Annotated in this window: 11 protein-coding genes; all 11 read right to left on the bottom strand. The window is 38.5% G+C overall.

The genetic code is table 11. The features are described from left to right. Positions 1-3 precede the first annotated feature (3 nt). The 11 genes from ACTRXG_RS15490 to ACTRXG_RS15440 all read right to left on the bottom strand — a co-directional run bounded on the left by ACTRXG_RS15490 (position 4) and on the right by ACTRXG_RS15440 (position 12,005). Positions 4-657: an aspartate/glutamate racemase family protein gene (locus ACTRXG_RS15490; protein WP_474285825.1), complete on the bottom strand. Its 654-nt coding sequence runs from the start codon at positions 655-657 to the stop codon at positions 4-6. Between the two features lie 12 nt (positions 658-669). Continuing rightward, positions 670-1,326 (bottom strand): class II aldolase/adducin family protein, encoded by a 657-nt coding sequence (locus tag ACTRXG_RS15485; RefSeq protein ID WP_474285824.1) that lies wholly within the window; start codon positions 1,324-1,326, stop codon positions 670-672. After that, a complete protein-coding gene (locus ACTRXG_RS15480; RefSeq protein ID WP_474285823.1) occupies positions 1,326-2,417 on the bottom strand; it encodes an isocitrate/isopropylmalate dehydrogenase family protein in 1,092 nt (363 codons plus the stop codon). Before ACTRXG_RS15480 ends, ACTRXG_RS15485 begins: the two co-directional genes overlap by 1 nt. Positions 2,418-2,713: 296 nt before the next feature. Continuing rightward, a complete protein-coding gene (locus ACTRXG_RS15475; protein ID WP_474285822.1) occupies positions 2,714-3,577 on the bottom strand; it encodes a LysR family transcriptional regulator in 864 nt (287 codons plus the stop codon). A gap of 18 nt (positions 3,578-3,595) precedes the next feature. Further along, entirely contained in the window at positions 3,596-6,292 is a 2,697-nt protein-coding gene (acnA, locus tag ACTRXG_RS15470; RefSeq protein ID WP_474285821.1) for an aconitate hydratase AcnA, read from the bottom strand. A 151-nt stretch (positions 6,293-6,443) separates the two neighbouring features. Beyond that, positions 6,444-7,304 (bottom strand): LysR family transcriptional regulator, encoded by an 861-nt coding sequence (locus ACTRXG_RS15465; protein ID WP_474285819.1) that lies wholly within the window; start codon positions 7,302-7,304, stop codon positions 6,444-6,446. Between the two features lie 25 nt (positions 7,305-7,329). Further along, positions 7,330-7,947 (bottom strand): RraA family protein, encoded by a 618-nt coding sequence (locus ACTRXG_RS15460; protein WP_474285817.1) that lies wholly within the window; start codon positions 7,945-7,947, stop codon positions 7,330-7,332. After that, positions 7,944-9,467 carry a tripartite tricarboxylate transporter permease gene (locus ACTRXG_RS15455; RefSeq protein ID WP_474285816.1) on the bottom strand — a complete coding sequence of 508 codons (1,524 nt, stop codon included), beginning with the start codon at positions 9,465-9,467 and terminating at the stop codon, positions 7,944-7,946. Before ACTRXG_RS15455 ends, ACTRXG_RS15460 begins: the two co-directional genes overlap by 4 nt. A 19-nt stretch (positions 9,468-9,486) precedes the next feature. Continuing rightward, entirely contained in the window at positions 9,487-10,035 is a 549-nt protein-coding gene (locus tag ACTRXG_RS15450; RefSeq protein WP_474285814.1) for a tripartite tricarboxylate transporter TctB family protein, read from the bottom strand. Positions 10,036-10,071: 36 nt separating this feature from the next. After that, positions 10,072-11,076, bottom strand: a complete 1,005-nt coding sequence (locus ACTRXG_RS15445; protein WP_474285813.1) for a Bug family tripartite tricarboxylate transporter substrate binding protein — start codon at positions 11,074-11,076, stop codon at positions 10,072-10,074. A 263-nt stretch (positions 11,077-11,339) separates the two neighbouring features. After that, positions 11,340-12,005 carry an AEC family transporter gene (locus ACTRXG_RS15440; protein WP_474285811.1) on the bottom strand — a complete coding sequence of 222 codons (666 nt, stop codon included), beginning with the start codon at positions 12,003-12,005 and terminating at the stop codon, positions 11,340-11,342. Between the last annotated feature and the right edge of the window lie 715 nt (positions 12,006-12,720).

Below are 12,720 nucleotides of genomic sequence, written 5' to 3'. Positions count from 1 at the left end.
CAATCATATCTTTCTGATAATCTCGTTGATACTTACTTCTAAACTCGTAAGTATCGGGGTTTCTAATGTTCTAGAATAAGTATCTGAAGCTCGGCTCATTGATACTTGAGCCAATACAATAACATCACTTGAATCATTGAGTTTCTCGATACTTTGGTGAATTAACTCGTCATGTCGATCAAAACGATTCTCACGTAATGCTTGAAAAGCTTCAGGAATAACATGAGTATTACAATTAGCCTTTTGATTTTTTGCTTCAGCAAGGTTTTGAATAATCGTTTCTGAAGTGATGGCTGCCTGCTCGACAGTTGCTATAATACCTATATGTTTTCCATAATTAAGAGCATTTTTTAACATCGATAAATCCGCATTCACAAAAGGTAAATGGGTTAATTCTTTTAGTTGTTTTTGGTAAGGAGTGAAAACAGAGCAAACGGCTAAAATACCGTTTACTCCACTTTCTTCTGCTTTATTCATGAGACTAATAAACCTTCTTAATGTATAAGGAGTGACTTTCCCATCGATATTCACTTGGGCAATAAGGCCTTCATCTAAAAAGTTTAAAACTTGATAATCCGGTGCTAGGTTTTGGAAACCTTCATTCACCGGGTTGAAAGAATTGCTTGTAGCATGAATCAAACCAATAGTTTTACGCACGGTGATTCCCCTTCAGTTTCTATTTATCCTTTTTGTTCTGGACTTATAATGTGATTGGTGCAAAAAATCATAGACTTGCGAGGTTGGTATTTCTTTTAACATTGTATTGCTTTTTGATGCGTCTAAGCACATCCGGCAAGCAATTTCTAGTGTTTCTAAACGCATTAATGCTTCTTTTAACGAAGTATCACACACTGTAACCCCATGATTTCTCATAATAACGATAGAAGATGTTTTAGCTTTTTCTGCAACCGCATCGGCCAATTCACTTGTTCCTGGAGGGTAGTAGTCTACATAAGCTATATCTTCTAAATAATACATCGTTTCAATAAACAAGTTGGGCTGGAGAACTAAATCTGAACAACTAAGAAGTGTTGAATAATAGGGTGAAGCATGCAATACAGCATGAACTTCTGGTCGGTTTTGATAGATTCCTGTATGCATGCATGTTTCTTTTGACGGTTTGTTTTCTCCCAACGTCTTTTTCGCGGAAATAATATTACATTGAACAAATGAGTCTCTATGAAGGTCCCCGACTTTAGTACCTGAAGCAGATATTAAAATATCTGCTTCAGCAATACGCACACTAATATTTCCAGCAGTTCCCCAGACTAATTGTAGCTCTTTCATCTCTTTGCCTACGTGGATCAGTCTATCTTTCCAATTCATTATTTGCTTAGTTCCTTACTAAGCTCATTTAATTGGTTGACGACTGCATCTGTGAACGAAGTCGTTGATTCTTTTCCTTTCAAATCTTTCGTTGTCACGCCGTTCTCCATCGTCTTGAATATTCCTTTTTCCATATAAGCAGCCATATCAAACAATTGCTGATCATTGTGTCTGCTGCCTAACCATTGAAGCATCATAATAGTCGACAGTAAGATGCCTACCGGGTTTGCAAGATTTTGGCCAGCAATATCTGGAGCAGAACCATGCGCTGCTTGAGCCATAACTTGGTCATCATTTGTATTTATGGAAGGTGCGAGGCCTAGACTTCCAGCTAATTCCCCCGTTAAATCTGACAAAATATCTCCAAACATGTTTTCAGCAACGATGACGTCGAATTCGTCTATTCTTCGCACTAAATGAGCAGCCATTGCGTCAATATGGAAATCATTCACTTCTACTTCTGGATAGTCTTTAGCTATTTCTAGACAAACATCTTTGAACATCCCTGTGCCTAATTTAATTACGTTTGCCTTGTGTACAATCGTTACTTTCTTTTTACGTTTTTGAGCCATTTCAAACGCAGCTTTAGCAATACGCGTGATTGCCTTTCTTGTAAATACTCCCGTTGATAGAACAAGGTCTGGCGTGACTTGCCATTCCCCGGTTCCAAGTGCCATATTTCTGTCTGTGTAGAAACCTTCTGTATTTTCACGATAAATGACTAAGTCAGCACCGTTCGTAATTCCTTTAACACCAGGAATTGCTTTTGTAGGTCGCACATTTGCGTAAAGATCAAAATGAAATCTAAGTTCGCCACTAGGATTTCTATTTTCTTTATGTTTTTCGGGATAGGAAGCTGAATCATGCGGACCCATGATCCATCCATCTGTATCTTGTAATGCTTGTTTTGTAACCTCCGGAACTGGATTATCAAATTCTTCTATCGCCTTCCAACCCATGGGGTATTCGTGGATATTTAGTTTTACACCTTGAAAAGGTTTTGAGGCTGCGTCCAATATTTTAATTGTCGATTCTACAATCTCAGGACCAATTCCATCTCCATATAAGGCACCAACATTATATTTACTCATTTCAAACTCCTTTTTCAAAAATATAGTGTTTGATACATTCTTAATTTTGCGAACAATGAAAAATATTTAAATGAATTGTCCTTACAGGCGTTGAACTATCGTAAATCTAGCTAGAGTAATAATTGTAATTGTCTTGTGCAGATTGATATTAGCGATAACAATATTTCGATTTTTACAACTGAATTAAACCCTAGAGCTAAATCAACGATAGTAACATTCAACAAAAAGATTAAATTAATAGAAGTAGAGGCTACCGAGAAACCTCTACCTATAATATAATTACAGAACTACCTGCATTAATGGTAATGTTTTTTTAAGAATTGAAAAAATGTCGCTACATTATTGGTTTCAAGCAGACTACTACTGCAATACGCCCAGGCGTTGATCGTTAATGGATGATTTGTTTCAACTTCGTACAGCTGCTGTGTGTAAACATTATCCGTTTCTTTTACTATAGAGGCTGGGAGTATGCCGTACCCGAGCCCTCGAAGAACCATCTCTTTGCTTGCTTCCATGCTGTCAACGGACATTTCAATACGAGGAGGCTCATGAAACCAACCGTTCCACCAATTTTCTAGCATGGTATTCATGACAGTGCCCGTTCTATAACCGATTCTTGGCTTGATGGGTAATTGCGATACATCAACATTTTCTTTAGAAACCACACAGACAGGGTCTTGGAATAATAAAAGCTTTTCTTCGTCCCAATCATAATCTCCTCGAATGATCCCCACATGGATTGCCTTATTTTGAAGCATGGAATAAATTTCCTTTGTCCAACCAGTAAAAATTTCAAATTCTACTTCCGGATAGGCTTGGCGAAACACAGATAATACCGTGGGCAACTCGTATTTAGCATAATAATTAGAAGCTCCAATTTTTATTTTGCCGGAAACTTTGCTATTCATGTTTGTAATGCTTTGTTCAATCTCGGCTAATTGTTGAAGCATATTCTCAGCATAAAGTGTTAAATATTCTCCTTGTTCGGTTAATTGAACGCCCTTACTTTTCCGCCAAAATATTTTAATATCCAATTCACGCTCGATCATTCTCAATTTTTTTGTTAGTGAAGGTTGAGATATGAATAGAGCTTTAGCAGTTTTGGTGATATTTTGATACTTTCGTAAAGTAGAAAGGATCAACCAGTCGTTTTCCCCCATATCTCCATGCCCCGTTTTTTACTTTTCAAATTGAGATTTCTGCAAATAATTTTTCGCCATAGCTGGCAAAATGCCTCCATGTTTATAGTATTCTACTTCCACGGAATTATCCAATCGTATAATCATTTCGAACGTTTGACTTTTATTTCCGTCCTTGGCTTGAACAGATACTTTTCCATTTATAGAAATATCTTCCGAGACAATTGTAAAACTTTCACGTCCATTCAATTCGAGCGATTCGGGAGTAACCCCGTGTTCAAATTGAAGTGGAAGAACGCCCATTCCGACAAGATTACTACGATGAATTCTTTCAAAACTTTCAGCTAATACGGAGCGAACACCTAACAAGTACGGACCTTTTGCTGCCCAATCTCTAGAACTTCCTGTTCCGTATTCTTTGCCGGCTAGAACAATAAGATTTTGGTGGTCTTCTCTGTATTTCATGGCAGCGTCATATACCGGTATAACCTCGCCGGTAGGAAAATATTCCGTATACCCACCTTCGATGTCATGAAGTAGTTGATTACGAAGGCGGACATTAGCAAAAGTCGCTCGAGCTAGTACATGATAATTTCCACGGCGAGAGGGATAGGAATTAAAATCTTTGGGTTTAACACCACGTTCTCTCAGATATTTCCCGGCTGGGCTATCTCTCTTAATTAACCCTGAAGGAGACACATGATCCGTGGTCACGGAGTCCCCCAGCATCACTAGGGTTCGTGCATTTGGTATATGAATGCTTTCGGCGGGATCGTCATGAAGCCGTGATAAGAAAGGTGGTTTTGCAATATAATCTGAAGATGGCTCCCATTCAAATTTTTCCTGCTCAGGAGCTTCTAACTGATTCCAATTTTCATTCAGCGTAAAAATATGGTCATACCTTTTCCGGAACATCTCTGGTGTGATGAACGTAGCTTTAACATCATCAATTTCCTTCGAATCCGGCCAGAGATCTTTTAAATAAACGGGTTTTCCATAGTTATTCGCTCCGATAGGGTCTTTTGTCAAATCAATGTTTACTGTACCTGCTAATGCAAAAGCTACCACCAGAGGAGGCGAAGCTAAATAATTCATTTTCACTTTGGAATGAATACGAGCTTCGAAGTTACGGTTCCCAGAAAGTACCGAAGCGACCACCATATCATTGTCTGTTACAGCCTGATCGACTTCCGGAAACAAATCACCGGAATTTCCAATACACGTTGCACACCCGTAACCCGCTAAGTGAAAACCGTAATGTTCTAAATACTTTGTTAGCCCTGAAGCATTCAAATAGTCTGTAACGACTTTGGATCCCGGCGTTAGAGAACTTTTAACATACGGTGGTTTTTGCAGTCCCTGTTCAATAGCTTTTTTTGCCAACAGAGCAGCACCGATTAGCACGTCTGGATTGGAGGTGTTCGTACAACTTGTAATGGCGGCAAGTACGACGTCTCCTTGCTTTAATGTTTCCTTTTGGTTCTTTAGTGTAATCTCCTTTTGCTGCTCTTTTTCTGTAAGTCCATACCCTTGCTGATCCACCTTCTTTGCTATCGTACTTGTATACTCTTTCTGCATATCTTCAAGTGTAACTTTGTCTTGCGGGCGCTTTGGTCCGGCTAACGTAGAATCAACAGATGCTAAATCCAGTTCAAGGACTTCAGAATATATCGGAGAGTCATTTTTGGGAGAGAAAAACATTTGCTGCTGTTGATAATATTTTCGAACCAGGTCGACTTTTTCTTTCTCATGACCGATAAATGTCATATATTCTAATGTTCTTTCATCCACTGGGAAGTACCCCATCGTGGCTCCGTACTCAGGGGCCATGTTGGCAATAGTAGCACGCTCAAATACACTCAATGTTTCTAATCCTTCCCCATGAAACTCTACAAATTTTCCTACTACGCCCTGTTCTCGGAGCATATTGGTAATAGTGAGAGCTAGGTCTGTAGAAGTAACTCCTTCTTTAAGTTTGCCGTCTAAACGGACTCCCACAACTTCCGGGGCTGAAAAATAAAGCGGTTCATTGAGCATACGCGATTCAGCTTCAATGCCTCCCACCCCGTAGCCAACAACACCGAGGCCATTAATCATGGTCGTATGTGAATCCGTTCCAATCAAAGAGTCTGGATAAACAAGATTGTAACTATTGGTTTCTTCTTGGACGATGACCTTAGACAAGTACTCAAGATTAATTTGGTGCATAATGCCTGAGGAAGGGGGGAAAACTCGGAAATTTTCAAAACTTGCTTGAGCCCATTTTAAGAATCGAAAACGCTCATGATTGCGCTCAAATTCTTTTTGCTCATTTAAAACTCTAGCTTCAGGCATTCCAGAATAATCTACCATTATGGAATGATCCACCACTAAGTCAACAGGCACATGTGGGTTAATCTCACTTGCCTTGGCTGAAACTTCATCTCGAAGCATGGCTAAATCAACAATCACTGGTATACCGGTCGTATCATGTAGAAGAATTCTATAAGGACTGAAAGCTATTTCGTCATTACTCCTCCCGGCTAATCGCGGCCATTTCAATAATGCTTGTAAATGTTTTTCTTTTATTTTTTCGTCGTCGGCATTTCGTAAAGCTGACTCTAAAATAATTCGAAGGCAGTAGGGCAAGGCCGCTATTTTTTCTTCCGTGATATATTCTAATTGATGAATGTCGTAGTAAGAATAATGACTTCCTCCAATATCAAACGTATTTAAGAACTGTTCTTTCTCTTTCATTTCACTCTCCTCCATTCTTTATTATTAGTGTAGGGTTTTTATGAAATGAATAAAAATACTTGTTAATTATTACCTGACATAAGTAAAAGCTATATCTTATTTGTATCGGAGGATATAAATGATGCCTGTTACCGTACAGTATTAGACTTTCTTATTCCATGGCTTTTTTCGCATAATTCACAAAAGCCCGAACGATTTTTAAATTCATATGCTCCTCTTTATATATCATCCAAGAAGGTCTCGTTATATAGTTGTGTTGGCTATCCCTCAAGTTATGAACATATAAACCGTCTGTATTTTCCACTACCATGCGGGGTACAATGCTATATCCAAGTCCTTGTTTTACCATCTCATTGCTTGTATCCGTTTGGTTTACATTCATGGTGATGAAAGGCGGAGTCTCAAAATTCTCAAACCACCATTGATCAATTAAATCGCGAAGTTTTACGTCTGTGTTGTAGTCGATTCTTGGTAAATATGGAAGCTGTGATAATTGTAAAGGCTCTGCACTAATGACACATAAAGGCTCTTCAAACAATAATTCTTTTTGCCCCTGCCAAGCATAATCACCACGGATAAAACTGACATGTACTTCATTTGTGTAGGCTAAATCCAGCATGTCTTTACTCCATCCAGATGTAACTTGAAAATTCACTTTGGGGTAAAGGGATTTAAAACCCTGCAGGATATCTGGTAATCGGTAACGGGTCATGAAATTAGCAACTCCCAATTTCAGAGTTCCTGTGTGTTCAGCATCCATATTCCAAAGGTGACTTTTTAACGTTTCAAACTCTTTTAAAAGCTTGATGCCCTGAGAAGATAAGTATTCTCCTTGAGGAGTAAGCTGCATCCCATGGGTAGTTCGATAGGCTATCGTAACTTGATAACGATTTTCCATCTTTTTTATTCTGGATGTAATCGCTGGTTGTGACATATACATCTTAGAAGCTATTGTCGAAAGGCTATTTTCTGTTTTAAAAGCCTGAAGTATTTCCCAGTCTTTGTGATCCAATTCGTACTCTCTCCTCCATAGGAAACTATCGAACTGATTTTAAGTACTCGCGAATATGGTCTTCTCCTTGAAGTACTTTTTGTTCTCTTTGTTCATCTTTATCTAATTTCACTTTTGCTTTGTCTATAACTGTTGATGCTTCTGAATGAGCAATCACAATAATACCGTCGCGATCCGCTTTAACAAAATCCCCGGGGCGAAACGTTATTCCATCTAATATCACTGTTTCATTGACCTTCCCAAGCTTTTCTTTTTTTCCTGCAGCTGGGCTACTCCCCTGGGAAAAGACTGGATAAGCCATGTTAACTATTTCCTCCTCATCCCTAATAACCCCATCTGTAATAACACCTCTAATTCCTAGCTCCCGGGCCATTTTCAATACAAAGTCTCCAGCAATCGCATGGCTTGTCCATTCTTCTGTAGAAACTACAAGTACATCATCTTTTTTAACGGTAGCCATGGCTTGCAAAACACCACGGTTTTGACCTTCTTCGATCTTTACTGTTTGGATTCTTCCTGCTATGGAAGCATTTTTATACAATGGCTTGATGGCACCGTTCGCATGATTTTCTCCATTCATAGCATCCGATAATGCTACGGTGGGAAGGGCATGTAATTGCTGAATAATTTCGTTATCCTTCATTCTGTACGTCCTTTCTTTATCGCTGATTTGACAATATGCGTAAAAACTGGAACGAGCATAATAGCTAATGCAATAATAAATAGTACAAGTGTAACTGGTCGTTCTAATAAATTGAGTGGGTTATTATCTGAAACAGTCATCGATTGGATAAGCGTTGATTCTGCCATCGCACCTAATACTAGGGCTAGAACCACAGCAGCTGGAGAATATCCATACAATTTCATGGCAAAACCAAGTACACCTGCAATGATAAGTATCCACGTTTCAATAAAACTGGCATTATAGCTAAATCCACCAATAACACAAAGAACGATAATAATTGGCACCACAACTCGATACGGAATATCTAAAAATTTGACGAATAAAGGAATAGCCAAAATACTTACGAGTACCAACATAATATTACCAAGGTACATGCTCGATATTAACCCCCAGGCAAATTCAGGATCCGAGGTCATCAGCTGTGGGCCCGGCGTGAGTCCCCACACGAGAAAAGCTCCCAGAAGTACAGCCGTTGAACCTGAGCCTGGTATACCTAATGTTAATAACGGCACCATGGCTCCGGCAGAAGCGGCATTGTTACCTGCTTCCGGCGCTACTAGCCCTGCCATTTCCCCTTTACCGAAATTACTCGAGCGTCGAGAAACCTTCTTTTCAATAGAATAGGATAATATGGAACCAAGTGTTGCCCCTGAGCCCGGTAAAATACCAGCTGCAAAACCCAGTATCCCACCTCGAAAATTCGTGAATTTTGTTGAAGAAAAATCATCTTGCGAAGGCCAGAACCCTTTTCCTAAAAAAGGAACTTTGATTTTGTCTTCTGGGGGTCGCTTATGCACGCCTTGGTATAACGAATACAATAATTCCCCGATACCAAATAAACCAATGGCCACTGCCACAAATTCAATTCCGTTGATTAGTTCTGGAGAACCAAACGTATACCTTGGCATTCCACTCGTAACATCCACGCCCACCATTGCGATAGCAAAACCAACAAGAGCTGAAATAAAACCTTTTAACTTGTCTTCCCCCATCATCGTTGTGAGAAGCAACAAACCGATAAAGATAATTAAAAAGTATTCAGACGGCCCAAAGGAGCGGGCTAGATTTGCAAGCGTTGGAGCTAAAGCAGAAATCAAAATGACTCCTATTGTTCCACCAATAAATGAAGCAATTGCTTGCATCACCAGGGCAGGACCCACTCGCCCTTTTTGTGCCAGAGGATAACCATCAAGCATGGAAGCAACCGTAGCTGCTTCCCCGGGAGTATTAATAAGAATGGAAGTGATAGTCCCTCCATACATAGACCCATAATAAATGCCTGCCAACATGATAATCGCTGTAGTCGTATCCAAATTAAAGGTTAATGGCAGCAAAATGGCAATACCAGCGGCTGGGCCAAATCCTGGAAAAATACCTACCACCATCCCTACCATTACTCCAATAAACAAAAACAAAATATTTGTAGGAGTAAAAGCTACCGAAAAACCCAAAGCTAAATTTTCCACCAGATTATCCATCAGTTACTGTCCTCCTCCACTAAATCCCGAAAATACCAACCGGTAAGTTTGCCTGCAACCATACATCAAATAATAAATAGAGAGCCACTGGAAGAACAAAACTACATGTGATGTTGACGATGTAACCTTTTCGGTTTAAATAGAATAGTGTGACCAGCATAAAAGAAAGCATAGAAATGATAGCCCCGAAAATTGGAAGTGCCGCGATAAAACCTGTAATAAGAAGCGTTATGACTAAAACGTCTCTAGCGTAAGTCTGATCAGGCATTTCTGTATCCATTGTTGCCGCTATCTCATGCTGCTTGTCTTCCTTTATAGCGTCTATAAGGGAAGAATTTCCGTACGAGTTGTTTTGATTCCTCTCTTTTTCAAAGCCCTGTGGTTTCCTTGTAGACTTAAAGTCTTTTAAAGTATTTACAGATAAAAGTACAATCAATCCTATTCCGATTACAGCAGGAAAAAATCCTGGACCGGGCCTTTCGTTTGCAAACACATCAAATTGGAAGAAGGCGATAACCGTGAATGTAACTGCCCAGCCTAACAAAAATATTGAGAATACTGCTTTCATCCTTTATCACCTTCTTTACAAATTTTTTACGTTCTTTTATTCCTCCATGGCTCCAGTATCTTTTAATGTGCTCTCAAATTCTCCACTTGTTTCTTCCAGATACGAACTGAACTCGTCACCCCATATTAAATTCTCAGTAAGATTGTTTTTTTCAATGTACTCATCAAACTCTTCTGTTTCTGTTACTTGCTTCATGGCATCAATCCAGTATTCTTGTTCTTCTTCTGAAACTCCAGGAGGCATGACAATTCCTCTTGGTAAGGAAAACGTAAAATCGTAACCTGCCTCTTTAAATGTCGGTGTGTTTTGTAAATGTTCATTCTCACTTCGTTTTTCTCCTGTAGAAGCTAGAACTTTTAAATCTCCAGATTCTACTTGACCAATAACTTCGTTGGCTTCCGAAATCATGGCATCCAAGCTGTCAGAAGTAAGAGAGGTTGTTACCTGTCCGGCTTCTTGATAAGAAACATACTCCGTCGTTATATCAGCGTTCTCTTCCAACAAACCTGTTACTACTCGCCCCGGGCCAGCACTGCCAACACTGCCAATTTTCATATTTTCCTCTTTCGCGTCTTCAACAAATTGCTCGATAGTGTCATATTCAGAGTCACCATCTACCACAAACAACGACTCGTCTGAAGCCAGAAGTCCAATCGGGGTAAAATCTTCATAGTTCCAATCTGTGTCTGATACAAGTGGAGTAGATATGAAGTTACCACTTGTAGATGTCATATGATATGGATTTCCTTCATCTTGCTTCACTTGGCTCCAACCTCTTGCCCCACTACCACCGTCAACATTTTCTACTACGATATTCTCTGAATATATATTTTCATCTTGTAAAATGTCTGCCAACGTCCGGGACATTACGTCGTTACCTCCCCCTGGACCAAAAGCAACAGTCCAATCTAAATTCTCTGAGGGATAATCATTCCCCTCACCAGTTGAACTTGAACTGTCGGTAGAACCACATGCTGTCAATCCAATTAATCCGATACACCCTATCATGCCTTTAGTTATGTTTTTTTTCAAAATATTCAAAATGATTCCTCCTTTTTGTAAGCGTTAACAACATACTACATATAAAATTGAAATAATTAAAATACCTTATTTTTATTGTCTTCAATAAAAAAAAAGAATATCACTAATGTCATCAAGCAAATATGGTTTGGGCAATGGTGATAATCATTGGGACTGTGAAACATGCCAAGATAGTCGAAAACAACACTTCCTGAGTGGCCATTTCGGACTCATTATCATACTCTAATGCAAACAAGGCGCTATTTTGTGAATTAGGAAAAGCACTAGAAATCAACAGGGCCTGAGTGAGTGATCGTTCCTTCCAGTTGTAAGAAAAAAATAATCAAGAACGCTATCAAAGGCCCGCCTATTAATTGAAGGAAAATCATTAAGAAAAATACCTTTGAAAAATATTTCAACCTCGGATAGGCGGTATGAGCACCAAGTACAAGCAGTGCTAATGCCGTAAATCCAGAATCGATTTGCTGGAAGACTTGATCCAGTGTTTCTGGTAGGTCCCAATGAAAAACATAAAATAAAAATCCTAGTATAAGGGCATAGATTACTGGGGTTTGTAACAATGGTTTCATGCTTTGTTTCCACTCTACTTTCTCTGTAGTAGCAGCATTGAAAATATTATAGGTAGAAGTAAGCAAGTTTTGAAAAACTAATACAATGATTTGTACTGATACCCTAAGCGGATTCGTTGCAAAGACAAGTTGACTGACGGGCAAGCCAAAATTACCGGTATTTAAAAACAGTACTGTTTTAAATACCGAACTTTTTCGGGCATTCATACGAAAGGAGCGTGCAAGTATAGCTGCTACACTGCTGAAGAGCAGGAATTGAATAAGTAAAAAAAGTACAATATACAAAAAAATGTATTCATCCACACTTAATGTAGAAATGTTTGTAAAGACAACCAATAGAAGAAGAAAGGTTTTTGTCATGATTATACTATGTGTAATTGATTAAATAATAAAAATAATTACATTTACTAATACGTAAACGTTTCAGTAAATAAACATAATAATGTAATGCACTTAGAACTAAAAATTAACATTTTTTCTTTCCCTACTTATTAGAACATCTATTTTCGTGATTTTTTTAGTCTTTAATCTGTAATATTTTTTTAATCAAGGTTAGCCATGGCCAAACTGTTCTCTCCAACTTTTTTTCTGTCATGATGATGTTTCTACCAACAATTTCATCTGAATGGCTAACACTATGCCGGTAACCTTATTACTGTCTAGATTGTTTACTTCAAATGGGCCTCTCTCTTTAACTTTCTTCAATATCCATTTTTTCTTATTGAAAGTTGATTTAATTTTAATAACATTTGTTGTGTTAGCCAATGTAAGCTAGCAAATCTTTAAATTGTTTGTGGCACTCCTAACAACGTATTTGAATAATTTTCTTATCTATAATAAATTTTAATTAAATAAACATAAACGTAACAGTTTCATGAATATATTATTTTTCATGAATAAAAACAGTTTTTGTTTATGTAATATACAAGACTACGATACATTTTTGTATAAAGATTATCATTTGTAGACGTCAAGTCGAATTTTACACTTTTTGCTCCTTTGCCGTTTACACTTCTGCTGAAAATATTCGCTGCCGGTTTTTCATCCGGTGGCTTTCTTCGTTCTCCCCGCCATG

It is taken from the genome of Marinococcus sp. LNSP9103-4 (assembly GCF_056034345.1).
Note: the sequence above shows the minus strand (reverse complement) of the source record. Positions and strands in the feature narration are given on the sequence as shown.

Coding starts and splice junctions, on each gene's coding strand:
- ACTRXG_RS15485 (WP_474285824.1), bottom strand. CDS start 1,326: ATGAATTGGAAAGATAGACTGATCCACGTAGGCAAAGAGATGAAAGAG.
- ACTRXG_RS15480 (WP_474285823.1), bottom strand. CDS start 2,417: ATGAGTAAATATAATGTTGGTGCCTTATATGGAGATGGAATTGGTCCT.
- ACTRXG_RS15475 (WP_474285822.1), bottom strand. CDS start 3,577: ATGGGGGAAAACGACTGGTTGATCCTTTCTACTTTACGAAAGTATCAA.
- acnA (WP_474285821.1), bottom strand. CDS start 6,292: ATGAAAGAGAAAGAACAGTTCTTAAATACGTTTGATATTGGAGGAAGT.
- ACTRXG_RS15460 (WP_474285817.1), bottom strand. CDS start 7,947: ATGAAGGATAACGAAATTATTCAGCAATTACATGCCCTTCCCACCGTA.
- ACTRXG_RS15455 (WP_474285816.1), bottom strand. CDS start 9,467: ATGGATAATCTGGTGGAAAATTTAGCTTTGGGTTTTTCGGTAGCTTTT.
- ACTRXG_RS15450 (WP_474285814.1), bottom strand. CDS start 10,035: ATGAAAGCAGTATTCTCAATATTTTTGTTAGGCTGGGCAGTTACATTC.
- ACTRXG_RS15440 (WP_474285811.1), bottom strand. CDS start 12,005: ATGACAAAAACCTTTCTTCTTCTATTGGTTGTCTTTACAAACATTTCT.